Source organism: Cupriavidus sp. YR651 (assembly GCF_900101625.1).
Taxonomy (GTDB): Bacteria; Pseudomonadota; Gammaproteobacteria; order Burkholderiales; family Burkholderiaceae; genus Cupriavidus.
This window is the reverse complement of the sequence record NZ_FMYZ01000005.1, coordinates 410,609-434,986: the sequence shown is the minus strand read 5'-3', so window position 1 is coordinate 434,986 and position 24,378 is coordinate 410,609. Positions and strand designations below refer to the sequence as shown.

The 24,378-nt window shown below is 66.0% G+C and carries 23 protein-coding genes and 2 tRNA genes; 11 read left to right on the top strand and 14 right to left on the bottom strand.

The genetic code is table 11. The features are described 5' to 3' along the window. Position 1: 1 nt before the first annotated feature. Together BLR29_RS17015 and msrB are read right to left on the bottom strand one after the other, a co-directional pair. Positions 2-1,855 (bottom strand): cytochrome c biogenesis protein DipZ, encoded by a 1,854-nt coding sequence (locus BLR29_RS17015; protein ID WP_092138171.1) that lies wholly within the window; start codon positions 1,853-1,855, stop codon positions 2-4. A gap of 25 nt (positions 1,856-1,880) precedes the next feature. Further along, complete coding sequence (msrB, locus tag BLR29_RS17010) at positions 1,881-2,402, bottom strand: peptide-methionine (R)-S-oxide reductase MsrB (protein WP_092138170.1); 522 nt, start codon at positions 2,400-2,402, stop codon at positions 1,881-1,883. Positions 2,403-2,582: 180 nt separating this feature from the next. On the opposite strand from msrB, the gene BLR29_RS17005 reads away from it, so the two are divergent. The 3 genes from BLR29_RS17005 to BLR29_RS16995 all read left to right on the top strand — a co-directional run bounded on the left by BLR29_RS17005 (position 2,583) and on the right by BLR29_RS16995 (position 5,392). After that, positions 2,583-3,335, top strand: coding sequence for a response regulator transcription factor (locus BLR29_RS17005; protein ID WP_092138169.1), 753 nt, complete (start codon positions 2,583-2,585; stop codon positions 3,333-3,335). Beyond that, the gene (locus BLR29_RS17000; protein ID WP_092138168.1) at positions 3,332-4,789 is read left to right on the top strand and encodes a sensor histidine kinase; all 1,458 of its coding nucleotides are present in this window, start codon (positions 3,332-3,334) and stop codon (positions 4,787-4,789) included. Before BLR29_RS17005 ends, BLR29_RS17000 begins: the two co-directional genes overlap by 4 nt. 174 nt (positions 4,790-4,963) lie before the next feature. Further along, a complete protein-coding gene (locus BLR29_RS16995; protein WP_092138167.1) occupies positions 4,964-5,392 on the top strand; it encodes a TOBE domain-containing protein in 429 nt (142 codons plus the stop codon). A gap of 3 nt (positions 5,393-5,395) precedes the next feature. On the opposite strand, the gene BLR29_RS16990 is transcribed toward BLR29_RS16995, so the two are convergent. Continuing rightward, positions 5,396-5,890, bottom strand: coding sequence for a hypothetical protein (locus BLR29_RS16990; protein WP_092138166.1), 495 nt, complete (start codon positions 5,888-5,890; stop codon positions 5,396-5,398). Beyond that, positions 5,887-7,164, bottom strand: coding sequence for a DUF2325 domain-containing protein (locus BLR29_RS16985; protein WP_092138165.1), 1,278 nt, complete (start codon positions 7,162-7,164; stop codon positions 5,887-5,889). Before BLR29_RS16985 ends, BLR29_RS16990 begins: the two co-directional genes overlap by 4 nt. 102 nt (positions 7,165-7,266) lie before the next feature. On the opposite strand from BLR29_RS16985, the gene BLR29_RS16980 reads away from it, so the two are divergent. After that, positions 7,267-7,677, top strand: coding sequence for a winged helix-turn-helix domain-containing protein (locus tag BLR29_RS16980; protein ID WP_092138164.1), 411 nt, complete (start codon positions 7,267-7,269; stop codon positions 7,675-7,677). Positions 7,678-7,753: 76 nt separating this feature from the next. Here the strand turns inward: BLR29_RS16980 and BLR29_RS16975 are convergent, their stop codons facing one another. Further along, the gene (locus BLR29_RS16975) at positions 7,754-8,080 is read right to left on the bottom strand and encodes a hypothetical protein (protein WP_255371290.1); all 327 of its coding nucleotides are present in this window, start codon (positions 8,078-8,080) and stop codon (positions 7,754-7,756) included. Between the two features lie 488 nt (positions 8,081-8,568). On the opposite strand from BLR29_RS16975, the gene BLR29_RS32885 reads away from it, so the two are divergent. From BLR29_RS32885 to BLR29_RS16955, 4 genes are all read left to right on the top strand, one after another. Further along, positions 8,569-8,835, top strand: coding sequence for a hypothetical protein (locus BLR29_RS32885; protein ID WP_255371289.1), 267 nt, complete (start codon positions 8,569-8,571; stop codon positions 8,833-8,835). Positions 8,836-8,876: 41 nt separating this feature from the next. Further along, on the top strand, positions 8,877-9,110 hold the full coding sequence (locus BLR29_RS16965) for a hypothetical protein (RefSeq protein WP_092138162.1): 234 nt from the start codon (positions 8,877-8,879) through the stop codon (positions 9,108-9,110). Positions 9,111-9,249: 139 nt separating this feature from the next. Continuing rightward, positions 9,250-9,471 (top strand): hypothetical protein, encoded by a 222-nt coding sequence (locus BLR29_RS16960; RefSeq protein WP_092138161.1) that lies wholly within the window; start codon positions 9,250-9,252, stop codon positions 9,469-9,471. 79 nt (positions 9,472-9,550) lie between these two features. Next, positions 9,551-9,970 carry a hypothetical protein gene (locus tag BLR29_RS16955; RefSeq protein WP_092138275.1) on the top strand — a complete coding sequence of 140 codons (420 nt, stop codon included), beginning with the start codon at positions 9,551-9,553 and terminating at the stop codon, positions 9,968-9,970. Between the two features lie 30 nt (positions 9,971-10,000). On the opposite strand, the gene BLR29_RS16950 is transcribed toward BLR29_RS16955, so the two are convergent. The 5 genes from BLR29_RS16950 to BLR29_RS16930 all read right to left on the bottom strand — a co-directional run bounded on the left by BLR29_RS16950 (position 10,001) and on the right by BLR29_RS16930 (position 17,825). Continuing rightward, positions 10,001-14,884 (bottom strand): NAD-glutamate dehydrogenase, encoded by a 4,884-nt coding sequence (locus BLR29_RS16950; protein WP_092138160.1) that lies wholly within the window; start codon positions 14,882-14,884, stop codon positions 10,001-10,003. Between the two features lie 119 nt (positions 14,885-15,003). Further along, positions 15,004-15,525 carry a MarR family transcriptional regulator gene (locus tag BLR29_RS16945; RefSeq protein ID WP_092138159.1) on the bottom strand — a complete coding sequence of 174 codons (522 nt, stop codon included), beginning with the start codon at positions 15,523-15,525 and terminating at the stop codon, positions 15,004-15,006. 329 nt (positions 15,526-15,854) lie between these two features. Then, positions 15,855-16,226: a hypothetical protein gene (locus BLR29_RS16940; protein ID WP_092138274.1), complete on the bottom strand. Its 372-nt coding sequence runs from the start codon at positions 16,224-16,226 to the stop codon at positions 15,855-15,857. Positions 16,227-16,386: 160 nt separating this feature from the next. Then, complete coding sequence (locus BLR29_RS16935; RefSeq protein ID WP_092138158.1) at positions 16,387-17,367, bottom strand: tripartite tricarboxylate transporter substrate binding protein BugE; 981 nt, start codon at positions 17,365-17,367, stop codon at positions 16,387-16,389. Between the two features lie 382 nt (positions 17,368-17,749). Beyond that, positions 17,750-17,825 (bottom strand) — tRNA-Lys (locus BLR29_RS16930). Positions 17,826-17,950: 125 nt separating this feature from the next. Between BLR29_RS16930 and BLR29_RS16925 the strand changes: the two genes are divergently transcribed. Continuing rightward, positions 17,951-18,850: a LysR family transcriptional regulator gene (locus BLR29_RS16925; protein WP_092138157.1), complete on the top strand. Its 900-nt coding sequence runs from the start codon at positions 17,951-17,953 to the stop codon at positions 18,848-18,850. A 116-nt stretch (positions 18,851-18,966) separates the two neighbouring features. Next, complete coding sequence (locus tag BLR29_RS16920; RefSeq protein WP_092138156.1) at positions 18,967-20,358, top strand: 8-oxoguanine deaminase; 1,392 nt, start codon at positions 18,967-18,969, stop codon at positions 20,356-20,358. 120 nt (positions 20,359-20,478) lie between these two features. Here BLR29_RS16920 and BLR29_RS16915 read toward each other — a convergent pair. After that, positions 20,479-20,554 (bottom strand) — tRNA-Lys (locus tag BLR29_RS16915). A gap of 299 nt (positions 20,555-20,853) precedes the next feature. Between BLR29_RS16915 and BLR29_RS16910 the strand changes: the two genes are divergently transcribed. After that, entirely contained in the window at positions 20,854-21,117 is a 264-nt protein-coding gene (locus BLR29_RS16910; protein ID WP_092138273.1) for a DUF1488 family protein, read from the top strand. 119 nt (positions 21,118-21,236) lie between these two features. Here BLR29_RS16910 and BLR29_RS16905 read toward each other — a convergent pair whose 3' ends face one another. From BLR29_RS16905 to BLR29_RS16895, 3 genes are read right to left on the bottom strand one after another with little or no spacing between them, the layout of a single operon-like run. Next, on the bottom strand, positions 21,237-23,102 hold the full coding sequence (locus BLR29_RS16905) for a SulP family inorganic anion transporter (RefSeq protein WP_255371288.1): 1,866 nt from the start codon (positions 23,100-23,102) through the stop codon (positions 21,237-21,239). Positions 23,103-23,106: 4 nt separating this feature from the next. Next, entirely contained in the window at positions 23,107-23,904 is a 798-nt protein-coding gene (gene xth / locus BLR29_RS16900; protein ID WP_092138155.1) for an exodeoxyribonuclease III, read from the bottom strand. A gap of 31 nt (positions 23,905-23,935) precedes the next feature. Then, on the bottom strand, positions 23,936-24,343 hold the full coding sequence (locus BLR29_RS16895) for a hypothetical protein (protein ID WP_092138154.1): 408 nt from the start codon (positions 24,341-24,343) through the stop codon (positions 23,936-23,938). Between the last annotated feature and the right edge of the window lie 35 nt (positions 24,344-24,378).

Here is a 24,378-nt window from a genome sequence, read left to right as displayed (position 1 = left end):
GTTAGCCGAACGTGAAGGCATAGGCCTCCACACCGGGATCGAGAAATTCAATCGCAAAGGTGCGGTCGCGGATGTCGCCGTCTTGCCGCACCAGCTGATAGAGCCGCTGGGCCGTGACCTTGCCGGCGCCATCCGGCGTGGTATCGGTGCCGTGGGACGCGCCCGGTGCCGCGCCGTCGATCGTCACGCGGAAGCGCACCGGCTTGCCGTCCTGGCCCGGGCCGAGCACGAGGTGCAGGTCGCGTGCGTGGAAGCGGTAGACGATGCGGCCGTTCGCGTGGCCCAGCGTGGCGTGTTCCGCGCCGACGTGCCAGTTGCCGGCAAGGCCCCATTCGTTCAGATCGGGCTTTGCGGGCGCCGCGTAGTCCTTCGGACGGTCGTGCGCCGCGCCGCCGGGCGAGCCGAAATTCTCCGCGCGCTCGTAGCCGATGTAAGTCTCCGGCGATTGCATCGCGTCGTTATCCGCCGCCATTTCCACCCCATTGCCGGCCTTGCCGTCCGGCGCGACCGTCGTGGTCGTGGCCACCCTGGCCACGTCGGCGTGACCGGCTTCGGCCAGCAGCTGGCGGATCACGGCTTCGGAGTGGGCGTATTCGCCTTCGCCGAAATGGTGAAAGCGGATGCGGCCCTGAGCATCGATGAAGTAGTGCGCGGGCCAGTACTGGTTGCCGAAGGCGCGCCAGATCGCAAAGTTGTTGTCGATGGCCACCGGATAGGTCACGCCGAGGTCGCGCGTCGCCTTCTTCACGTTGTCGATATTGCGCTCGAACGCGAATTCCGGCGCGTGCACGCCGATGACGACGAGCCCCTGATCCTTGTACTTGTCGGCCCACGCCTTCACGTAGGGCAGCGCGCGCAGGCAGTTGATGCAGGAGTAGGTCCAGAAGTCGATCAGCACGACCTTGCCGCGCAGGCCCTCGGCGGTGAGGGGCGGCGAGTTCAGCCATTCGACGGCGCCGTTGAGCCCCGGGAACTGGCCTTCGACCGGCAGTACCGCGGCTTGCCCTCCGGCGGCGCGCATCATCATCGCGCCACCATCGGCGGCAGGCGCTGTGCCTGACATTGCCACCGGATTCGTGCCTTGCGGATTGGCGCTCATCATCGCGCCGCCCTGGCTCCCGGCGGGTTTGTTATCGGCCAGCTTGTCGACGAGATGCTGTTCCAGTCCGCCCGTGGCAATCGTCGACACACGCGCCAGCACACCGGTATCGAGACCCAGGCCGATCGCCACCACGCCGACGAGCATGGCGGCGCCGATTCCGCGGCGAATCCATTCGCCGGCGTCGAGTGAACGCTTCATGGCCGCGAAAACGCGTCCGCCGATCAGCAGGGCCACCGCGAGCGACGTCGCCGCGCCGGCAGCGTAGGCAACCAGCAGCAGCGTGGTGTGCAGATTGGCGCCTTGCAGTGCCGCACCGGTCAGCACGAGGCCGAGAATCGGCCCCGCGCAGGGCGCCCAGAGCAGGCCGGTGGCGATGCCGAGCAGGAATGACGACCCCGGGCTGGCCGCGCGGCCATCGGATTGGGCAAAGTTGGAAAGGCGGCTACCGGCGTTGACCAGTGGACGCATCAGCCGCTCCGCAAACTTCGGCAACAGCAGGGTCAGTCCGAAGACGGCCAGTAGCGCGATGGCGAGCCAGCGGCCGTACTGGTTGGCCTGCGCCACCCAGCCGCCACCCACGGCCGCCAGCGTGGCCACCAGCGCGAAGGTGAGGCCCATGCCGGCCAGCAGCGGCAGGCCGCTGCGCGCGAACGGCTGGTCCGCGCGGGCGAAGACGAACGGGAGCACGGGGAGGATGCAGGGGCTCAGGATGGTGAGCGCGCCGCCGAGATAGGCGAGGACGAGAAGCAGCATGGTTCGGTGTGCGTCAGGAGTGGAGTCAGGCGGCGGTGGGGCGGAAAGTCATGGCCACGCCGTTCATGCAATAGCGCAGGCCGGTCGGCTTGGGGCCGTCGTCGAAGACGTGACCAAGATGGCCGCCGCAGCGCCGGCAATGGACCTCGGTGCGCAGCATGCCGAAAGTACGGTCCTCGGTGGTGCCCACGGCGTGCTCCAGCGGCGCCCAGAAGCTCGGCCAGCCGGTGCCGCTATCGAACTTGGTCTTCGAGGAAAACAGGTCAAGCTGGCAGCCGGCGCACGCAAAGACACCGGTGCGGTGCTCGTTGTTGAGCGGGCTGCTGAACGGACGCTCCGTGGCCTCGTTGCGCAGCACGGCGTACTGGGCGGGGGACAGCTTCTGGCGCCACGCTTCGTCGCTCAGGGTGACCTCGAAGCGTTCCACGGCCTTGCGGGACTCGCCGGCATTGGCGGCGCCACCGACCAACGCACGCCAGCCGCCCACGGCGGCGAGCGTGGCAGTCAAGGTGCCACCTGACAACAAAAAGCGTCTGCTGATGCGCATGATGGACTCCCAGGCGGGGGTTGAACCGATCGTGACGGCATCCTAGGCGCGGGGCCGTGTCGGAGTCCTCGCCAAACCTTAAACAATCCGTGATAACTCGCCAGGCCGGTTTTCTGCACAATAGGGCCGATGCCGGCGATTATCCGCTGTCGGCCACCGACCCACCCATCGCCCCCGCCCATGGAACATCTCAAGCGCATTCTGCTCGTCGAGGACGACATCGGCATTGCCACCGTGCTGGCCATGCATCTGCGCGACGAGCGCTACGAGGTCGTGCATAGCGCCGACGGTGCCGAAGGCTTGCGGCTGCTGGAGCAGGGCGGCTGGGATGCACTGGTGCTGGACCTGATGCTCCCCGGCGTGGATGGCCTGGAGATCTGCCGGCGTGCCCGGGCGATGACCCGCTACACGCCGATCATCATCACCAGCGCGCGTTCGAGCGAGGTGCATCGCATCCTCGGCCTGGAACTCGGGGCCGATGACTACCTGGCCAAGCCGTTCTCCGTGCTGGAACTGGTGGCGCGCGTCAAGGCGCTGCTGCGGCGCGTGGAGGCGATGGCCAGGGATGTGCGCGCCGATGCCGGCAGCCTCGAGCTCGGCGGGCTGACGATCGATCCCCTGGCGCGAGAAGCCACGGTCGACGGCAAGCGGCTCGATCTCACGCCCCGCGAGTTCGATCTGCTGTATTTTTTCGCGCGCCATCCCGGCAAGGTGTTTTCGCGGATGGACCTGCTTAACGCGGTTTGGGGCTATCAGCATGAAGGTTACGAGCATACGGTGAACACGCACATCAACCGCCTGCGGACCAAGATCGAGGCGGACCCGGCGCAGCCGCAGCGCATCCTGACGGTCTGGCGGCGCGGCTATCGGTTCGTGGCCGAACCCGAGGCGGGCGGCGCAGCCGGCGCGGGCGGAGCGGGAGAGCCATCGTGAATCTGTCGCTGACCCAGCGGCTGTCCGCCGTCTTCGTCGCGTTGCTGCTGGCCTGCTGCGGCGCGTCCGCCTGGCTGCAGGTGCGCGCCAATGCCATGCATGAGAAAGAGGTCGTCCAGGGTCTGTCGCGCGGGCTGGCGGCGTACATCGGCCGGAACGCGCTGGTGGCGGACCAGAGCGCGATCGAGCCCGAGGCACTGCGCCAGTTGTTCGGGCAGTTGATGGTGCTGAACCCGAGCGTGGAGGTCTATCTGCTCGACGATACGGGCCGCATTCGCGGGCACGACGCGCCGAGCGGCCATCTGATTCGTGACCACGTGGACCTGGCGCCAGTGAAGCGGCTGATCGATGGTGGCGCGCTGCCCATCCTCGGCGACGACCCACGCAGCGCATCGGCCCGCAAGGTCTTCAGCGCGGCGCCGCTGCGGCAGGGCGGCTATATCTATGTGGTGCTGATGGGGGAGACCCACGACAGGCTGGCCGCGCAGGCAACGGAGAGTTCCGTCATGCGGACCACGTTGTGGTCGATGGCGCTCGTCGCGGCGCTGGGTCTGGTGGCCGGCCTGGTCGCGTTTGCGCTGATTACGCGGCCGCTGCGGCGGCTGACGCAGGCGATGCGGCAGTTCAACTCCGGCGACGTCCCGCAGCCCGCGATGGTGCCTGCGGCGCCGGCTCCGCGCGACGAAATTGCCGCGCTGGAGGCTGCCTTCCGGCAGATGGCGGATCGCCTCGAGGCGCAGTGGCGCACATTGAAGCAGCAGGATCAGGAGCGCCGCGAGATGGTGGCCAATATCTCGCATGACTTGCGTACGCCGCTGGCGTCACTGCACGGGTACCTGGAGACGCTGTCGCTGAAGGCCGACAAGCTCGGGCCCGAGGAGCGCCAGCGCTACCTGGCCATCGCGCTGGCGCAAAGCGTCAAGGTGGGCGGGCTGGCGCAGTCGCTGTTCGAACTGGCGCGACTGGAGCACGGCATGGTGCAGGCGGCGCCGGAGGCCTTCTCGATCGTGGACCTGACGCAGGATGTGCTCGAGAAATTCGCGCTGCCGGCGCAGGCCAAGCACCTGCAATTGCGCGCGGGGTTGCCGCCGGCATTGCCGGCCGTAACGGCTGACCTCGGCATGATCGAGCGCGTGCTCACCAACCTGCTGGATAACGCGATCCGGCACACGCCCGCGGAGGGCGTCGTCGAAGTCGACCTGGCCTATCGCGACGGCAAGGTGGCGGTGACCGTTAGCGACAACGGGCCCGGCATTCCGCCGGCATTGCGCGAGTCGATCTTCCAGCGGCCGTTCCCGTCAGGCGGCGCCCATCGCGGGGGCGGACTGGGATTGCTGATCGTGCAGCGCATGCTGCAGCTCAACCATAGTCAGGTGCGGCTGGTGGAGGGCGGCAGTGGAACCACGCTGTGTTTCGAACTGCGGGTGGCAGGACTGCCGAAGTCGATGGGGTGAGTCGCGTCGAATCGCCGAATATATGGCGGCGTATGCACGCGACACGATGTGGAAGGTGATGCGCAACTGGATGCTCGGCATTCGGGCTGCGGACTTTCCATAACCCATTGCGTGGGGCACACTCTGACGCGTCGCATCCCAATCGCATCCAACAACGCAGACGGAGGAAACACCATGCAAACCAGCGCGCGCAACCAGTTTTCGGGGGAAGTCGCCGGCGTCACCGCAGGTGCGGTCAACGACGAGGTCGTCATCAAGCTGGCCGGCGGTCGGCAGATCGTGGCGACGGTCACCAGCGACAGCACGGCCCGCCTTGGCCTGAAAGCGGGCAAGAAGGCCGTGGCGATGGTCAAGGCGACTTCCGTCATCGTGATGATCGACGCGGATGCCAGCAAGGTGTCTGCCCGCAACTTCGTGCAAGGCAAGGTCACCGAGATCAAGAAGGGTGCTGTCAATACCGATGTGACGATTGCCGATGACGCCGGCCTGGCCGTGGCGGCCATCATCACCAACAGCAGCGCCGACCGGCTGGGGCTGGCGGTGGGCAAGGCCGCCGCCGCGTTGTTCAAGGCATCGAGCGTGCTCGTCGCGGTCGACGCCTGACGATCAGGCGCGCTGCCAGCGCGTCACCGAAATCCGGTTGAGCGCAATCGCCTGGCGCGGGCCCAGGCGGGTGTCGTGCAGCGAGATCAACTGCAGTCCGCCGGCGGCGAGGGGCAGGATCTCGCCGTCCTGTTCCACGAGGATGAGCACGCCCGCGCCGATCGGCGAGTTGTACAACTCGTGCCATGTGAACAGGCAGGCGTAGCCATCGCCCGCCTGGGCGGCAATCACGAACTGCTTGCACTGGGAGCGCGGAAGCGATTGCATGCCGGCCATGTCGAGCAGCCGTGTGAGCGGCACGCCGCGAAACTGGCCGACGTCGCGGATATGCCGCCCGGAAAAGCACTGAATCGTGGCCGGTCCCGCGCTGACGTCGGCCAGCTTCAGCAGGGCGTCACGGTCAAGCCGGCCACACGACGGCAGTGCGCCGTCGATGACGATACTGTCCGAGAAATTCACCGTGGTGTCCGGCGCGTCCATCCAATCCGTACGCTTCATGCCAGCCTCGCCGCCAGTTCCACGAAGCTCGCCACGCTGGCGGTCCGGACCGGGTGATAGCGCACGCCATGCTGTTCGCAGACGCGCTTGAGCGTGTGCATCGAGTCGTGATCGATGCAATCCACTGGAAATACGACCATATCGGCGCGCGCCACCATCGCTGCCAGCAGGCCCTTGCGGTCTTCGATGCCGCCGTCGTGCGCGTCGAAGGTGCCGCCGGCGGTTTCCACCAGGGTCTTGAGCCTGCGTGTGGGGCCGGGGCGGCCACCAACGTAGACGATGCGCTGGCCAGACAGGTGCAGTGCAGCCGGCTGCCGCATGGTGCTGTCATCCTCCCATTCGGAGGAGAGCGCGGCCTCCATGGCGGCCGTTTCGGCACGCAGGGCGGCCAGTTGCGCCAGCGCGGTTTCTAGCGTCTTGTCACGCTGCTCCGCAAGGGCCTGCGCCGTCTGGGCGCGCTGCTCGGCTGCGGACAGGCGGTCCGCTTGCAGCGCGAACGCCTCGTCGCGCTCCGCCAGCACGGCACGGAGCGCGGCGATGTCATGCGTCGTTTCGTCGCGGTGCGATGGCTCCAGCTGGGCCACGCGCTGCCGCAGTGCGGCGATGTCCCTGGCCGCATCGCGCAGGGACGCTGCCTTGTCCACACTGGCCTGTTGGAGCCGGAGTTGCTGCGCGTCGATCTTGTCACGCAACGCCGCGTTCTCCGCCTCGAGTGCCATCAGCCGCTGGATATCGGCCCGGTTGGCGGCGCCCACCAGATGCGACAGCATGTGCACGTCGCCAAACGCGGCCTGCCGCAAGGCGACGGTGGATGCCGGATGCGTCATCGTCGCCCAGTAGGCGCCAGGAATATCGGCCGATTCCTGTGCCTGCTGCCACATCGCCTGGACAGCTTCGGCGCTTTTGGCGGCGGCAAAGCGGCGGATCGCCAGCGCGTGGCGATCATCGAGCGCCTTCTGCAATGCCTTGCACCCGTCACCACCGGCAGTGGCGAGCGTGACCGCTTCGTGGTGAATATCGAGATCGCTGGCCTGTTGCCGATCTATCGCGACGAACTTTGACACCAGCTTGCGCAGTTCGCTGGTGGTCATGCAGGTGCCGATCAGCGAGCAGTGGTAGCGCGTGTCGAAGCCGGAAAGCGGCAGGCGGCGACGGGCCGGCACTGCGCGGGACGCGGCGTCGGGCGTGCAGCAGTCCGGGCCGGCAAACGTGGTGGTGGCGCCCGAGGCCCCCAGGAGACCGGGGTGCGCCAGGCGAAATGGCGGTTGGTGCATGCGTTCCTCACTGGAATGCGACACCGAAATATACCATCGGATATAACGCTTTGGCGTGATGCGCACCGCACGCGCGCAAGGTCATCAGGTAGACTCCCGCGCATGCCGACCACCAGAAAAACAAAACCTGCTTCCGCTACCGCAGACGCCGCGACCGGCGATCCGACGGTGGCCTTCCGCATGCGCGTAATGCTGGGAGACACCATCGCCATCGGCCCGGGCAAGGTGGCGCTGCTGGAAGCGATCCGCGACCACGGATCGATCTCGCGGGCCGCCAAAAGCCTGGAAATGTCCTATCGCCGAGCCTGGGTACTGCTGCAGGAGATCAACCAGTCCATGCGTGTGCCGGCCGTGTCTTCGGATCAGGGCGGGCAGCATGGCGGTGGCAGCGTGCTGACGCCTGAGGGTGAAGCCGTCATCCGCCTGTACCGCACGATCGAACAGCAGGCGAAGGATGGCAGCGCCGCGCAGATCAGGGATTTGCTGGCGCTGCTGGCAGGGCCGTCCCGCTAGGCATCGCGCCGGCCGCAATGGCTGGTCAGACCCGATGCCGGGCTGATGGAATCCCTTCTATTAGTCACCCCCTCGCTCACAACAACGCAAAGCGTGCCGCCTGTGGTCCGACCACGGCAGGGCGGCTGACCGGGTAGCGATGACGGTCGCCTCCGGCGTCGAAGGACAGATAGTCCGGTGTCCAGCGCAGCGCGCGCAGATGCCGGATTTCCACGCCATCCACGACGATTGCACCGCCTTGCACGGTGACGCTGGCGCAGGGCAGGCGCAGCATTTCGGCGTCATCGCCAAAGTAGTGGGCTTCCAGCAGGATCGAGGCGGGCAGGTAGGCGGTCATGGCGGCTAGGTGGCGGTGTTGTGGCGGCGTGGCGAACGGGATGGCGGCGGCGATTCTCGGCGTCAATTCGACGTCAATGCCGGGCAGCGGGCAGTTGTCTGGAGGCCTGTCGAGTACTGTATGAATATACAGTATAGCCGCGTCGCGCGGTCGATCCAGGTGCCGGTTTCTCATTTGCCCGCGCCCCCGGCAATGTCTTGGGAGGCAGGCATCCAGGCGCCGCCGGGCTGGCGTCCACGTCGCTTTGGTATAACCTGAACCAGGAACCTCCGATCATCCGGCGCGTCTTGTTATCGGAGAGCGTCGCTGCAAGGGGGATCGCGATGGGGCAACTTGACAGCCAACATGACAGTCAGTGGGAACGAACCGCGTGCTGGTTTGCCGTCGGGGTGCTGACGGGCGCCGTGGCGGCTTGCCTGTGCGCCGTGTTCGCTTGCGCGGGCCGCGCGCGACCGTCGGAACAGGATGGCGGCGAGGTCCAGCCCGGGCGCGATCACATTCCTGACCGAACGTCAGATGGAATATCCGAAAGAACGCCCGACCGGGCGTCGGCCGTGGCGCAGTCCGCGCCCCCGGCGTCGACGTTGCTGTCGGAGTCTGGGCCGGAATCCGGCGCGGATATGTTCGAGTACCGGGGCTTTGTCGTTCACCTGTTCTGGCAGGCCCTGGGTGCGGATCGGTACAAGGCATGGTGCGACATCTGGGAAGCCGGCACGGTGGTGCAGGAGGCCGGCGGGCCGCCCGCAACCTATCCCACGCCGGCCGAGGCGCGCATGGCCGCCGGTGCCTGGGCGCGGCACTGGGTGCAGAGCAATGGCTGACGAAGCCGGTCAATCGTGAAGGGCGATGACAGGAGACTGTGATGCAAGCCTGTGACCTTTGTCACCTGCTGGTGGGCGAGCCGGCGAGTGTGCCGCCTCATGAAGATCTTGCCGCGTCTGGCATCGGACTCAAGCCCAATCGCTGCAAGGTCGACAGCCGCTGGCGCTGCATGGGTTGCGGCGCGTGGATGTACCAGAGCACAGAGCTTGGCGAGCCGCCCAACATGTGGCGCATGGGGGCGCGGCCGAAGGACCTGGCCGAGGCCGGCACGTAGCGCTCGTCACGCGTCGGCGTGCGATGCAGTGGGGCGCGACGCGTGCCATCCCGCCAAGGTAGGGGCCGCCGGAAGGGCTCGTGCGACGCGGTGTCGCCGGCACGCGTGATACGATTCGCCGCGTCTTTCGGAGTCCACGATGTTTGTCTGCCAGAACCAATCCTGCGGTGCGCAATGGGCGCACGGCGAGGTAACGATCAAGAACGAAGGGCAAGGGCCCCTCTTTCGCTGTCCGCTGTGCGGTGCGCGCAACCGGCTGATGGCCAGTAACAAGAGCGACGGCACCGTCGATTACAAGCAGCCCCTTCGCGATCAACCCGGCGCGGATACCGAGCGCCCCACCAACGGCCGACGGCCCTGATCCCCACGCAAGGGGGGCGACGTGGATTGCGATACACACGTTGCCTCAAGCCAGCCGAGGCGGGACCGTTAAGACAATGATGGACATTAGCGATCTATCCCACGATTCCGCCTCCAATGCCGAAGTCATTGGATGGGCGGGTGCATCGCCGCAAGTCATCGCGCGCGTGCTCAACGCCGCGCTGGCGGCACAGGATCTCTCCGGCTTTGCGGCGTTGATGTCCGACATCGCACGTGACCGCGGCCTCAAGGGCGCGCGCGGGGCGCACCAGTCGATCTATGACATGCCGTACGCGAGCCTGTTGCCACGCCAGAAGCACTTGTTGTCCGACGCGTTCGATCTCTTCTTGCGGCTTGGCCTGGAATTCCGCGCACGCGGCGACGGCAGCGACGATTTCGGCAGCGCTACCGACGACATGGAGCCGCTGCGCGATATGGACGACGATGACGTCATCGACGAAGAGGACGGTGACGAAGCGGGCGGGGAAAATCGCGCCTGACGCGGCGCGATTTCCTCCGGCCCATCGTCTCTAGCCGCGTTCCAGCAGCCCGATTTCACGCACCGCGACCGACAGCATCGACAGCCCGGCAGCGCCCGAGGCGCCTGAAGCGCGCTGGTCCGTCAGCATCTGCGCGTAGCGGTCCAGGGCTACCTGACGGCTGCCGCGCCAGCCCTCGATCAACGCCTGGGCGTCGTCCATGTCGCGAGACTGCCCCAATACGCTCGTCGTCAACGCGCGTTTCAGGCGGCCCAGGTCTTCCAGCGTCGTGGTGCGCGCCAGCAGGTCCCAGTGCGTATCGGCTGGCAAGGAGAACGCGCGCTCGCGCAGCCACCCGAAGTTGAGTTCCGTGTCGAGGGCGAAGTAGACCCCGGCCACGGCAGCCATGCTGCGGTCGCATATGGCCGCCACTTCGGCGATGTCGAGCGCCGCCGCGGCGATATCGCTGGCGGCCACGCGCAGGGCCAGGTCCTCGTCGACGCCGGCCTCATTCAGGGTCATGGCGCGCTCGGCCATCGCTTGTGCGGCGTCGGGCGGGAGCAGCGTGGACAACTGCGGCGTGAGCCACTGCGCGGCCTCCACGAAGCGCGTCGCGCCCGGCTCCACCTTGCCGCCCCCGCGCAGGTAGCGCACGAACCAGAGGGTGGCCCGTTCCAGCAGGCGGCCCAGCGCGCCGAACATGCGCGCCTGCACCGCGTCCTCGACCCGGTTGTCGAGCGCATCGATGCGTTCCCACAGCGCGGTCAGTCCGAAGACATCGCGGGCCAGCAGGCACGCCCGCACGATATCCGCGGGGCGTCCGTCGGTCTCTTCCATGAGGTGATGGACGAACGTGGCGCCGATGCGGTTGACGAGCATGTTGGTCAGGTGCGTCGCCAGGATCTCGCGCCGCAGCGGGTGACGCTGCATCGTCTCCGCGTGGCGCTGGCGCAGCGGCTGCGGGAAGTAGTCGGCCAGCAAGCCGTTGACGAGCGGGTCTTCGGGCACGTCGGAGGCCAGCAGTTCGTCGTACAGCCACATCTTGCTGTAGGCCAGCAGCACGGCGCGCTCGGGCGACGTCAGCCCTGCGCCCAATGCCTTGCGCTCGGCAATGTCTTCCTCGGCCGGCAGGAACTCCAGCGGACGGTTGAGCCGGCCCGCGCGCTCGAGCCAGCGGATCAGGCGCGCCTCGGGATCCACCAGCGTCGGCGCCTCGCGCCCGGCCACGGATAGCGCCTGGGTCTGGTAGTAGTTGTCCTGCAGCACCAGCAACCCGACCTCGTCCGTCATCTCCGCAAGCAACTTGTTGCGTTGCTTCATGGTCATCTCGCCGTCGGCCACCACGATGCCCAGCAGGATCTTGATGTTGACCTCGTGGTCGGAGCAGTCCACTCCCGCCGAGTTGTCGATGGCGTCCGTGTAGATCCGTCCGCCATTGCGTGCGAATTCGATGCGTCCGAGTTGCGTGAAGCCCAGGTTGCCGCCTTCGCCCACCACCTTGCAACGCAGTTCGGAGCCGTTCACGCGCACGGCATCGTTGGCGCGGTCGCCAACCTGCTGGTGAGTTTCCGCGCTGGACTTGACGTAGGTGCCGATGCCGCCGTTGTAGAGCAGGTCCACGGGCGCCATCAGGATCGCGTGAATCAGCTCCGCGGGTGACAACGACGTCGCCGTGATGCCCAGTACCGCCTGCACCTGCGGCGTCAGCGCGATGGTCTTGGCCGTGCGCGGATAGATGCCGCCGCCTGCCGAGATCAGCGAGGTGTCGTAGTCGGCCCAGCTCGAACGGGGCAGGGCGAATATCCGCGTGCGCTCGGCGAGGCTCTTCGCGCAGTCGGGATCGGGGTCCAGGAAGACATGGCGATGGTCGAAAGCGGCCACCAGCCGGATATGGGGCGACAGCAGCATGCCGTTGCCGAACACGTCGCCAGACATGTCGCCGACGCCGACCACGCTGAATGGCGTGGTCTGGATGTCGATGCCCATCTCGCGGAAATGGCGCTTGACGCTTTCCCACGCGCCACGCGCGGTGATGCCCATTTTCTTGTGGTCGTATCCGACCGAGCCGCCGGAGGCGAAGGCATCGCCGAGCCAGAAGCGGTAGTCGGCCGAGATGGCGTTGGCGTAGTCGGAGAACGTGGCCGTGCCCTTGTCGGCCGCCACGACCAGGTAGGGGTCGGATTCGTCATGCCGGACGATCTCAGGTGGCGGTATCACTTCGCCCGCGACAAGGTTGTCGGTCAGGTCCAGCAGCCCGCACAGGAAGGTCTGGTAGCAGGCGATGCCCTCCGCCAGGAAGGCGTCGCGGTCGGTGGCGGGCGGCGGGCGCTTGACCACGAAGCCGCCCTTGGAGCCCACCGGCACGATGACCGTGTTCTTGACCATCTGCGCCTTCATCAGGCCCAGCACCTCGGTGCGGAAATCCTCGCGCCGGTCCGACCAGCGCAGGCCGCCCCGCGCCACGCGGCCGCCGCGCAGGTGCACGCCTTCCACGCGTGGCGAATAGACCCAGATCTCGAACATCGGCCGCGGCTCGGGCAAGCCCTGTACCAGCGCAGGGTTGAACTTGAACGAGACATAGGGCCGCGGCTGGCCCTCGGCGTCGCGGTAGAAATAGTTGGTCCGGACCGTGGCGTTGATGACGTTCAGGAACAGCCGCAGGATACGGTCCTCGTCGAGATTCGGGACCTGGTCCAGCGCGGCCTCGATGTCGGCCAGCACGCGCTGGCAGCGCGTGTCATCGGGCGCGCAGCCGGTGGTGCCGGGCGTGGCCGTGGCCGGGTCGAAGCGCGACACGAACAGCGACACCAGCATCGAGGCGATGGTCGGGTTGGCGGTCAGTGCGCGCTCGATATAGGCGTTGCTGAACGTCGAGCCGACCTGGCGCAGGTACTTGGCGTAGGCGCGCAGGATGGTCACGTCGCGCGCGGCCAGGCTGGCGCGCAGCACCAGGCGGTTGAAGTCGTCGTTCTCGATCTCGCCGTTCCAGGCGCGCGCAAAGGCGTCCTCGAACAGCGGCTTGATGCGTTCGATATCGACGTCGGGCCGCTGGCCGTCCTGGTCGGCGACGATCTCCAGCCCGAAGTCGTGGATCCAGACCGGCGCGCCGGCATCGGGTTCGATCAGATATGGACGCTCCTCGTCCACACGCACCCCAAGGTGTTCGAGCATCGGCAGGCTCAGCGACAGCGCGATGGGTTCTCCCGCGCGAAACACCTTGAAGCGGAATGCGCCCGATGCGGCCTCGATGGGCCGGTAGAGGTTCATCGCGAGGCCGCTCGGGTGCTGGCGAGCCAGCTCCATCAGTTCGATGTCGCGCACCGCCGTGCGGGCGGCATAGTCTTCAAGATACCCGGCCGGGAACGAATCGCCATAGCGGCGCAACAGGCGGTTGCCCTGTTCCTCGCCGCGCGTGTCGTGCAACGCCTCGGCCAGGTCGTCCTGCCAGCGGCGCGTGGCCTGCACGATGCGGGCTTCGAGTTCGCGCGTATCGACTTCCGGCATCGTGCCTGGCTCGCCGCGCACGGTGATCTGGATGCGGGCAAGTGGCGACTCCGACAGCAGTGGCGTGAACTCGCAGCCGGTGCCGTTGAAGGCTTGCATCATCAGTTTCTGGATGCGCTGGCGCAGGTCGGTGTTGTACTTGTCGCGCGGTACGAATACCAGGCACGAGATAAAGCGGTCGAAGCGGTCGCGCCGCACGAACAGGCGCGTACGCTGGTGTTCCTGCAGGCGCAGGATGCCGAGCGTGATGTCGAACAGTTCGTCTTCATCGGCCTGGAACAGGTCATCGCGAGGATACTGTTCGAGGATCGTCACGAGCGACTTGTACAGGTGGCCCTTGGTCAGGAACCCCGCGCGCGCCAGGATGTTGGCGCACTTGCGCCGCAGAAGCGGGATCTCGCTGGTGCTGACCATGTAGGCCGTCGAGGTATAGAGCCCCACGAATCGCCGCTCGCCGAACAGCTTGCCGTTGGCGTCCAGAAGCTTCACGCCGATGTAGTCGAGGTAGCCGGGCCGGTGCACGGTGGCACGCGAATTGGCCTTGGTCAGGAAGATGGGCGATGCGCCTTCGATGATGGCCTTGGCGGCAAGGGGGAGCGGCGTCAGGTCATCCTCGCCGGGTTCGCGCAGCGCTTCGCGCAGGATGCCCGACCCGGAGCCCGGCACGCCGCGCAGGAAATACTGGCCGTCGCGCGGGACCAGTTCGTAGTCGCGCTGGCCCAGGAAGGAGAAATGGTCGTCGAGCAGCCATTCCAGGAATGCGCGCGCCTCGACCGCATCCGGCGCGGATGCGTCCGGCGCCTGCGCCATGCTGGCGATGGTGTCGCGCGCGATCTGCTGCATGCGGGGCCAGTCTTCCACGGCGGCGCGCACATCGCCCAGGATGCGGGCGATGCCGGTGCGCAGCGCGTCAAGCCGCGCGGCCTCGCCGGTGCGGTCGACCTCGAAATGGATAAACGATTCCAGCCGGCATGTGGCCGTGCTGGTTTCGCTGCCGCCCAGGCCAATGCTGTCGATGCCGCCACTCGCATTGCGGCAGACGCGGAACACCGGATGGATGGCCGAATGAAGCGTCAGCCCGAGCCGGTTGATTTCCATCGTCACGGAATCGACCAGGAACGGCATGTCGTCGTTGACGATCTCGATGATCGTATGGTCCGAGTGCCAGCCGTGCTCTTCGAGGTTGGGGTTGTAGACGCGCAATCGCGCGGTGCCGGGAACGAACTTCTGCGCGGTCTGCCAGTGCGCCATCACGGCGCCGTAGAGGTCCGCGACGTTGCGCGCCAGCAGGTCTTCGGCATCCGCCAGATCGTAGTAATGCCGCAGGAACGGTTCGACCACATCGAATGTCGCGCCGGGCAGTCGCTCGCGGGCGAATGCAACCAGATCCTCCAGCATCTGCGCGACTTTTTCTTCGTTTTCCGGGGGCATGGTGTCTCCTCGGCGAGTGCCGGTGCATGCTCACACTGTAGGAAAGATTTGCCGGTCCCGGGTGACAAAACGACGACGCCCCGTGGTGCGGGGCGTCATGTCGGCGGAAGCGGGGAAGTCTACGCGGCGATGGCCTGCCGCGCGGCGCGGCTCACGTCGGGCGGGACGACTACGGATAACTCGGAACGCTCCCACGCCGCGTGGCGGCTGTGGCGTTCGGCGTGGTCTTGCAGCGTGCCAGTCATGCGATTGAGCAGGCTGGAGAGCGCGGAGCGCTCCCCGCTGCTCAGGTGGCCGACCGACACAGAGTGCAATGCCTTGACGGCCTGCGCGGCGCGTTCCATGCGCGATACCGCGGTAGCGGCAAGGCGCGGCGTGCCGTCGGCGGCAAATTCGAGCCAGCCGGCATCGCTCAATTCGCGCAGCAATCGCTCGGTATGCGGCACATCCAGGAAGATGGCTGTCTCGCAAGGCTTTCCGCGCCGGAATACATCCTGGCGGATTGCGCGCAACAACAGCCAATTCGGATAGGTCAGGCCCGATACGGACAGGGTCTGTTCAAGGGCGCCTTGCCACGCGGTAACGGCGTCGACAAGGGCGAGCACTACGGGTTCGTTGACTTCGTGTGCTGTGGACTGCATCGCTCAGGTCTCCCAAAAAAGGATTCTGCCGCCTGAGGTATTTCTCTTGCCGGTGCTTGGCCGGCCCGGGCGGCACAGGCGCCTGCCTCTCAACATGGGCGGGTCGCTTCTGATAAGGCGAGACACTAACAGTAATGTCAGGACATTTGCGTGACAGATCGGGTATGTCCTAATCATCCTTTTGAACTAGGCGCCGTCAGCGCCGCATCGCACGGCGTGCCGTGCAGTGCGAGCATCACATCGTGATGTTTTTTCGTGGGAAATGTATCGAGTACAAAACAAAACAGCCCGCGGGATACGCGGGCTGCGGTGTCGTCAGACGGGGCTGCTTACTGCTTCTTGGCGCCGTCGGTATAGGGATCGGCCTTGCCAGCCTTGGCACCGTCGGTGTACGTGTCGAACTTGCCGGACTTGGCGCCATCCGTATTCGGATCCACCTTGCCAACCTTTGCGCCGTCCGTGTACGGATCGACCTTCTTGCCGGGGGCCAGGTCCGAGCGCGTCGACTTCTTGGCGCCGTCGGTGTACGGATCGAATTTGCCGGACTTGGCTGCGTTGGAATGCGGGCTGGCTTTCTTGGTGTGGCTGCCACTGTAGAGGTCGCCGCCGTCCGTGTAGTTCTTCTGCGCGTGTGCCAGTTGCACGGTGCCCAAGGCTGCCAGCGCGGCAACGATCAGGGTCGGTACGGTCTTCTTCAGCATCTTCATCCTCGCAGGTAGTGTCCGCGTCGGCAGACGCGGACCATGGGAAAAATGACTTCCTCAGTACTGTACCGGGGTTCGCGGCGGCCCGCCTAGGGAAAGTTGTAGATACAAAATTCAGGCGGCGGGGCAGCCACAATCCATGCGAGGCTGGCGACGCTTACTCCAGCGTGATTTTCTGATCCGTGGCGATCTTCTTGCGCAGGTCGAGTTCGCGCTTGATCTGGGCGGCGTACTGCTGCGACGTGTTGCCGTCCGGGTACGCGCCGCTGTCATGCAGGCGCTTCTTCACGGCGGGGTCCTGCAGCGCCTTCACGGCGGCGTCGTGGACCTTGGCGACGATCGCGGGAGGCGTGCCGGCCGGGGCCACCAGGCCGTACCAGGCCATGTTGTTCATGTCCTTCATGCCTTCCTCGGCAAAGGTCGGCACGTCAGGCAGGCCTTCCACGCGCTTGGGCGCGGCGACGGCCAGTGCGCGCAGCTTGCCGGTCTGGATGAAGGGCATCGACGAGGGCAGGTTGTCGAACTGGGCATTGACCTGGCCAGCCAGTGTGTCGTTCAGCGCGGGGCCCGATCCACGATACGGAATGTGGACCATGTCGGCCTTGGTGATGTCCTTGAACAGTTCGCCATCCAGATGGGAGATGCTGCCCTTGCCGGCCGACGCGTAGCTGTATTTGCCAGGATTGGCCTTGAGCAGCGCGATGAATTCCTTGAGGTTCTTGGCCGGCACCTTCGGATTCACGGTCAGCACGTTCGGCACGTTCACCAGGTTGGTGATCGGCGCGAAGTCCTTGATCGGGTCGTACGGGTTCTTGGCGTTGGTGGCAGGGTTGGTGGCCATCGTGCTCACGGTGGCGATGCCCAGCGTATAGCCGTCCGGCGCGGACTTGGCGAGTGCATCGGCACCAATGGCGCCGCCGCCGCCGCCGCGGTTTTCCACCACGACGGGCTGACCCAGTTCACGGCCCAGCGCATCGGATACCGCGCGTCCGACGATATCCGTCGTGCCGCCTGCGGCAAACGGGACGATCAGGCGGATCGGCTTGTTGGGGTACGACTGCGCGTGGACGATGCCGGCTTGCGCCAGGCCGAGCATGGCGAGGGCGGCTGCCGCGCCCGCTTTCAGGACTGCTTTCAAGAGATGCCTCCGTGTTGTATTCGGTGATCGCCAAGGGGTGTCATGGCCGATCATCGACTCTTGGTTCCGCGATACGGAACGTCGTTCCGTGGTGTGCGTCGACAGGCATTCAACCGTGAAAGCTGGTGGGGCGGAATTGGGAAGAACCCGGGGAAACCCGGGTATCGAGGCGTGGAGGCTTCGATTCGTGCCCCGGCGCAGCGCGCGGGCGGCGGGCACGGCACAGGAATGCGCCGTTGGAAGCGCAGAAGCAAAATCGCGCGCAACCGGCATCCCGCGAGGCTACAAGATCGTTCGGGAAAACGTTCGGGAAAACGTTCGGAAAATTTCGGAAAACAAAAAGGCCGGAAACATTGCTGCTTCCGGCCTTTCCTGAATTCGCTGGTGGGGCGTGAGTGACTCGAACACTCGACCTACGGATTAAGAGTCCGCTGCTCTACCAACTGAGCTAACGCCCCAACGAAGAACGAAATTCTAGCAAGGTACCGAATGAGACGCAAGCCCCTGCGCGCACTTTTTCTCGCGACATTCGCATGCGGATTACAATGCGCCCACTTTCGATTCTGGCGTTGCCAGTTCTCCCATGCACGCTCGCGTTCTCCGCTATCTCGACGAGGTGGTACGTCGCGGATCCATCCGCCGTGCCGCGGAGCACCTGCATGTGGCGCCGACTGCCATCAACCGGCAGATCCTGGACCTCGAAGCCGAACTCGGCGCGCCCCTGTTCGACCGGATCCGCAAGCGATTGCACCTGACGCCGCTGGGCGAAATGGTGCTGGCTCATGTGCGGCAGACGCTGCGCGAGCATGACGCGCTATCCGCCCGCATCGCGGAGATCAAGGGCGCACGGCGCGGGATGGTGACGGTGGCGACGACCTCAGGCCTGGCGGGCTCGCTGATGCCGTCGCTGGTGCACGATTTCCGTCAGCATCATCCGGGTATTGTTGTGCGCGTGGCGGATCTGCCGGTCTCTGGCATCGTTGCGGCGGTGGAGCAGGGCGATGCCGACCTCGGGCTCGGTTATGACCTCCCGGAGGTGGCGGCCTTTCGTGTGGTCGCCCGCCGGGAGTGGTCGATCGGCGCGGTCGTGGCGCCGGGCCATCCGCTGGCGGCGCAGTCGTCGGCCTTGCTGGCCGAGTGCGCGGGCTACCCGCTGATCCTGCCCGCGCCATCGCTGTCGATCCGGGCGCTGGTGGACGATGCCTTCGCACGGCAGTCGATCGAGGTGGTGCCTGCGGTGGAATCGACGTCCGTGGTGTTGATCCAGCGGCTCGTCGCGGCCGGCGGCGGCATCGCGTTGCTCAACCCGCTGGATGTCATGGAAGAGCGCGCGCGTGGCGCGGTGGTGTTCGTGCCACTGCGCGATGGCGATCTGCAGCGGCAGACCCTGCGTCTGGTGGCGCGTGTGCGCAGCCCGCTGACTGCGGCCGGCGAGTTGATGGCGGACGCCGTTGCCGGCGCGCTGGCCGGCCTGTCCCGATAGCCGCGGACGAGGTTTGTCCACTATTTGTGGACACCCAGGGCGAAAATCTGTGCTTGGGCGCCGTCGTTTCCCACACGTAGACTCCGCGTGTTCACAACGACTGCACACGGCCCGCCATGCCCCTGATCCTCCAGCACGCTGATGTCCTGGTCACCATGGACGCCCACCGTCGCGAAATCGCGGACGGCGCGCTTGTCGCGGACGGCCCTGCCATCGAATGGGTCGGCCCGACTGCCGACCTGCCGGCCAGGTATCGCCAACTGGCGGACGATGGCCGCGCCCAGGTGATCGACATGCGTGGCCACGTGGTCATGCCGGGGCTCGTCAATACGCATCACCACATGTACCAGAGCCTGACGCGGGCCGTGCCTGCCGCCCAGGATGCCGAACTGTTCTCGTGGCTGACCAACCTGTACATGCTGTGGTCGCACCTGACGCCGGAGATGATTCGCGTCTCCACGCAGACGGCCATGGCCGAGCTGATGCTTTCCGGCTGCACAACGACCAGCGATCACCTGTACCTGTACCCGAACGGCTCGCGCCTGGACGATTCGATCGATGCCGCGCGGCAGATGGGCATGCGCTTTCACGCGGCGCGCGGGTCCATGAGCGTCGGCCGCAGTCAGGGTGGATTGCCGCCGGACGTGGTGGTCGAATCCGAGGCGGCGATCCTGCGCGACAGCCAGCGTCTGGTCGAGCAGTACCACGATGCCTCGCGTCATTCGATGCTGCGCATGGTGCTGGCGCCTTGCTCGCCGTTCTCCGTTTCGCGCGACCTGATGCGCGAATCGGCGACCATGGCGCGCCACTTTGGCGTGTCGCTTCATACGCACCTGGCGGAGAACGACAACGACATCGCTTACTCGCGCGAAAAGTTCGGCCTGACGCCGGCGCAGTATGCCGAGGAGCTCGGCTGGGTCGGCCACGATGTCTGGCATGCGCACTGCGTGAAGCTGGACGACGAAGGCGTGGCATTGTTCGCGCGCACCGGCACGGGCGTGGCGCACTGCCCGTGCTCGAACATGCGGCTGGCGTCGGGCATCGCACCAATCCGGAAGATGCGCGACGCGGGCGTGCCAGTGGGGCTGGGTGTGGATGGCAGCGCGTCGAACGACGGCGCGCACATGCTGGGCGAGGCACGCCAGGCCATGCTGCTGCAGCGGGTGGGTCACGGCCCGGCCGCGATGAGCGCGCGGGAGGCACTGGAGATCGCCACGCTGGGTGGCGCGCGCGTGCTGAATCGTGATGACATCGGCGCGCTGGTGCCGGGCATGTCGGCCGATGTCGTCGCCTTCGACATGTCCGGGGTCGGCTTCGCGGGCGCTGGCCACGACCTGGTGGCGGCGCTGGTGTTCTGCACGCCGGCCAATGTGTCGACCAGCATCATCAATGGCCGTGTTGTCGTACGCGATGGCCAGTTGCTGACGGCCGACCTGCCGCAAGTGCTGGGCGATCATCGTCGCCTGGCGTGCACGCTGTTCGAGCGCGCGCGCGATGCCGGGGTTTGATGCGTGCGGCACATGAATCGGGGTGGCGGAGGGGCACGCCCCGAAAGGCGAATCGCCCCGGAAAGCCCGGAATGCAAAAAGGCCGGAAACATTGCTGTTTCCGGCCTTTTCTGAATTCGCTGGTGGGGCGTGAGTGACTCGAACACTCGACCTACGGATTAAGAGTCCGCTGCTCTACCAACTGAGCTAACGCCCCAACGAAGAACGAGATTCTATCATCATTTTCGACTTTGTCAAACGCTTGGTGCAGTGTTTCGCAATGAGCGCGTGCGTGGCACCGCGTCGGTGCGCGAGCCGTTTCGAAGCGACGCTCACGACCCTGACATACATGCTTGCGACGATGCTCCGGAAGACCCATGTGGCGAGGAACTTGTGTCGTGTCCTGCGGGTCATTCAGACGAATCGCATTCGCATGGCGCCGTGCAGGGGAACGAAGACGATTTCCGCCGAGCCATGTTAGGATGCTTCTCCACTTGCATATGGAGGGCTGTGATGATGGAAATCAAATTCCAAGAGCAAGAGCGCTACGACATCAATAATGAGGGCCTGCTGTTCCACGCGATTGTCGATGGTGAACAAGTGACATGCGTGGTCACGCGTGAGGCGCTGTGGGAAGGCTTCAGTGCCGACCAGGTGCTGTCGCTCGAAGAAGCGTTTCGCGCAGGCCGCGAGACGATCGAACGCGCGGCGGTGGTACTGATCGAGCAGGGCGTACCCCAGCCGGTCGTCGTCAAGCGCGCCCACGTGGCGCCAGTCTGAGCGACGAGAACAACCCTCCGCCGCCGGCTTCGGTCCGGGCTCCCCGCGGATCGGCCGGCGCGTATCTGTCCTACCCGTTTTCTCTCTTTCGGCGTTTTGGTGTTCGACGGTTGCCGTAGTCAGGCAGCCCGAGTCGTGTCTGGCGTGTCCCGCGTCTCGGGTGTGTCCTGGGTCTCCGGCGCCTCTGGCATGGGCGCCTGTGCGCCCCCCGGCCGGTGTGCGCATTCCTCGAAGATGCGCACATGACACTGCGCGCAGATTTCGGGCGACAGCGTCGCGATGATCGTGTGCAGTGCTTGCCGCTTGGTCGGGAAGATGTGGTCGCGGCCGAGCTTCTCCATGAAACCGGTTTGCTCCCAGGTCTCCAGCACTTGCGTGCGCGGGCGGTGGAAGTAGAGGCCGCCGCCGGTTGCACGCCGCTCGACGAGTTCGGCTTCCCACATCTCGGCACCGGCCAGGTCGATGAAGTTCATGCTCTTGGTCATCGCCAGCAGATGTTTCTGGTTGGCGTTGACGGTGCGTAGCCAGTGCAGCCGGTCCGTCACGTACTGGACGGCGCCGAAGTAGATCGCGCCTTCCATGCGCAGCAGTTTCAGCTGCGGGCATTCCGGTTGCGGTCGACGCAGTTCGTCCAGCGGCGTGAATCGGCGGCCCGGATCGTCGGCGTCCGGGACCAGGCTGCGCACGGCCGGGCGAGAAGTGCGATAGAGATAGGCGACGAGGGACAGGATTGTGCCGAGCAGCACCGCCATCTCCAGCCGAATCGCCAGCGTGGCGATGAAAGTGCCCACGGCGATGGCGAACTCCGTGCGCGAAAGCCGCGCGATGCGGTGCAGGCGGGCGAAGTCAAACAATCCCCAGGCGACGAGCATGAGCATGGCGGCGATGGCCGCCATCGGAATCTGCGCCAGCAACGGCGCGCTGACCGTGACCAGCACGACCAGCAGCAGCGCGGAGAACACGCTCGCCAGCGGGGTTTGCGCGCCGGCCTCGAAGTTGGGCATCGAGCGATTCAGCGACCCGCACGAGATATAGCTCGAGAACAGGCCGCCGGCGATGTTCGACAGGCCCTGGCCGATGAACTCGCGATTGGCGTCGATATGCTGGCCGGAGCGCAGCGCCACCGCCTTGGCAATCGAGATCGATTGTCCCAGTGCAACGATCGTCAGTGCCGCGGCAATGCCGAGCAGGTCCGGGACGGTGCGCCAGTTGATGTCCGGCACGCCGAAAGGCGGGATGGCCGAGGGAATCGGGCCGACCACATTCACATGCTGCGCGCCCGCCCAGCCGGAAGTGTTCAGCACCAGTGCCACGCCATAGCCGGCCAGCAGGCCGATCAGCATGAACGGCAGCCGGCGCGAAAACCGGCGGGACACCAGCGTCACGGCCAGCGTGACCGCGCCGACGATCACTGCGCTCCCGTTGACGGTCTGGAAATTATCGAAGAGGAAGCGCACCACGCCGAACGCGCTGGTGCCGGTCGGCACGGCCAGCCCGAACAGATCCTTCAGTGCGTAGAGCCCGATCAGCGTCGCCGCGCCGCAAGTAAACCCCAGCAATACCGACGGTGAAATGAAGTTGGCCAGCGATCCCAGCCGCAGCGCACCCACGGCCAGTTGCAATACCCCCACCAGCATCGTCACGGCCAGCGCCAGCGCGATATAGGCCGGGCTACCTGCAAATGCGACCGGACTCAGCATCGCAAACAATGCCAGCGAGTTGGCATTGGTCGGCCCGGACATCACATGCCAGCTCGACCCGAAGAGGGCCGCTACGATGCAGGGAATGACCGCTGTATAGATGCCGTATTGCGGCGGCAGTCCGGCCAATGTGGCAAACGCCACGCCCTGCGGCAGTACCAGCACGGCACCGAGCAGGCCGGCAATCAGATCGGTGCGCAGCGTGGCCGGCGTGACCCGGCTGCGCCAGGGAAACAGGCGAGTCAGGCGATTGCGGGAATCCGGCGAGGTGGCGGTCGCGGTCATCGGCTCAGTCGAGCGCGAGCGTTGCCACCACAGGCGTATGGTCGGACGGCTGCTCCCAGCGGCGCGGCTCCTTGTCGATGCCGCAGGTGCTGCACCGCTTCGCCAGTTCGGCCGATAGCAGGATGTGGTCGATCCGCAGGCCGGCGTTGCGGCGGAATCCCATCATCCGGTAGTCCCACCACGAGAACATCTTCTCGGGCTGGTCGAACATGCGGAAGGAATCGATCAGGCCGAGATCGATCAGCGCCTTGAAGGCGTCGCGTTCCTGCGGCGACACCAGGTTCTGGCCGACCCACTTGGCCGGATCGTGGACATCGCGGTCCTCCGGGGCGATGTTGAAGTCGCCGAGCAGCGCCAGCTTCGGGTAGCGCGCCATTTCCTCGCGCAGCCATCTGGTCATGGCCTGCAGCCAGTCGAGCTTGTAGACGAACTTGTCCGAATCGAGCGATTGCCCGTTGGGGAAGTAGGCGCTGATCAGGCGCACATCGCCATAGGTGGCGGCGATCACGCGCTGCTGGGCGTCCTCGTAGCCGGGGATATTGCGGACCACATCGGCGGCAGCCGGCATGGCACCGTCCCGTGCGACGATCGCCACGCCGTTGTAGGTCTTCTGCCCGGTAAAGACGCTGTGGAAGCCGGCGGCCTCCAGTTCGGCCAGCGGGTATTTGTCGTCAGGAAGCTTCAGTTCCTGCAGGCACAAGGCGTCGACAGGCGTGCCCGCGGCGTCCTGCGCGGACAGCCATTGCAGCACTTGCGGCAGGCGGACTTTCAGGGAGTTGACGTTCCAGCTTGCGATTCTCATGTTCTACTCAGTCGCTGTTTGTCGGTCTTGTTCACGGGGGCGAGCCGCCCAGCAGATCCCGTTGGTCGAGGATCTCATACGCGATTTCCGGGTGGGATTCCATGCTGCGCCGGATCGCCGCCGGAATGGCCTGCCGGGTCTTGCGGCAAAGCCCCGGCTGGTCGGCCAGTTCGATGCGGAAGCCGCGCGTGGTGCGGACTTCGTTGGCACTGGGCGTAATCGTGATCACGATGCCCAGCAACGCCTGCATGCGATCCTCCATCCGCCTGAGTTCCGCCAGGGTCGATACCTGCTCCAGCCGGTCGATCAGCTTTTTCTCCTCCTGCTGGGTCAGCTGGAGGATGCGGAGGTCGGCGTTCGGATCTTCCAGCAGCGCCTCGCGATTGCAGACGCAGGCACCCGGCGGACACTCCTTGCGGATTGGGAAAGGAATGTTCATGAGCCGGGCGCCCGGGATGTTGGCTGACGGTGACT

What these genes read in the sequence shown, in the direction of transcription:
- BLR29_RS16920 (WP_092138156.1), top strand. Translation starts at nt 18,967, where the DNA reads ATGCCCCTGATCCTCCAGCACGCTGATGTCCTGGTCACCATGGACGCC.
- BLR29_RS16990 (WP_092138166.1), bottom strand. Translation starts at nt 5,890, where the DNA reads ATGAAGCGTACGGATTGGATGGACGCGCCGGACACCACGGTGAATTTC.
- BLR29_RS16955 (WP_092138275.1), top strand. Translation starts at nt 9,551, where the DNA reads ATGGACATTAGCGATCTATCCCACGATTCCGCCTCCAATGCCGAAGTC.
- BLR29_RS16985 (WP_092138165.1), bottom strand. Translation starts at nt 7,164, where the DNA reads ATGCACCAACCGCCATTTCGCCTGGCGCACCCCGGTCTCCTGGGGGCC.
- BLR29_RS16950 (WP_092138160.1), bottom strand. Translation starts at nt 14,884, where the DNA reads ATGCCCCCGGAAAACGAAGAAAAAGTCGCGCAGATGCTGGAGGATCTG.
- BLR29_RS16940 (WP_092138274.1), bottom strand. Translation starts at nt 16,226, where the DNA reads ATGCTGAAGAAGACCGTACCGACCCTGATCGTTGCCGCGCTGGCAGCC.
- BLR29_RS16945 (WP_092138159.1), bottom strand. Translation starts at nt 15,525, where the DNA reads ATGCAGTCCACAGCACACGAAGTCAACGAACCCGTAGTGCTCGCCCTT.
- BLR29_RS16925 (WP_092138157.1), top strand. Translation starts at nt 17,951, where the DNA reads ATGCACGCTCGCGTTCTCCGCTATCTCGACGAGGTGGTACGTCGCGGA.
- BLR29_RS16905 (WP_255371288.1), bottom strand. Translation starts at nt 23,102, where the DNA reads ATGACCGCGACCGCCACCTCGCCGGATTCCCGCAATCGCCTGACTCGC.
- BLR29_RS16965 (WP_092138162.1), top strand. Translation starts at nt 8,877, where the DNA reads ATGCAAGCCTGTGACCTTTGTCACCTGCTGGTGGGCGAGCCGGCGAGT.
- msrB (WP_092138170.1), bottom strand. Translation starts at nt 2,402, where the DNA reads ATGCGCATCAGCAGACGCTTTTTGTTGTCAGGTGGCACCTTGACTGCC.
- BLR29_RS16960 (WP_092138161.1), top strand. Translation starts at nt 9,250, where the DNA reads ATGTTTGTCTGCCAGAACCAATCCTGCGGTGCGCAATGGGCGCACGGC.
- BLR29_RS16910 (WP_092138273.1), top strand. Translation starts at nt 20,854, where the DNA reads ATGGAAATCAAATTCCAAGAGCAAGAGCGCTACGACATCAATAATGAG.
- BLR29_RS17015 (WP_092138171.1), bottom strand. Translation starts at nt 1,855, where the DNA reads ATGCTGCTTCTCGTCCTCGCCTATCTCGGCGGCGCGCTCACCATCCTG.
- xth (WP_092138155.1), bottom strand. Translation starts at nt 23,904, where the DNA reads ATGAGAATCGCAAGCTGGAACGTCAACTCCCTGAAAGTCCGCCTGCCG.
- BLR29_RS16895 (WP_092138154.1), bottom strand. Translation starts at nt 24,343, where the DNA reads ATGAACATTCCTTTCCCAATCCGCAAGGAGTGTCCGCCGGGTGCCTGC.
- BLR29_RS16995 (WP_092138167.1), top strand. Translation starts at nt 4,964, where the DNA reads ATGCAAACCAGCGCGCGCAACCAGTTTTCGGGGGAAGTCGCCGGCGTC.
- BLR29_RS16980 (WP_092138164.1), top strand. Translation starts at nt 7,267, where the DNA reads ATGCCGACCACCAGAAAAACAAAACCTGCTTCCGCTACCGCAGACGCC.
- BLR29_RS17005 (WP_092138169.1), top strand. Translation starts at nt 2,583, where the DNA reads ATGGAACATCTCAAGCGCATTCTGCTCGTCGAGGACGACATCGGCATT.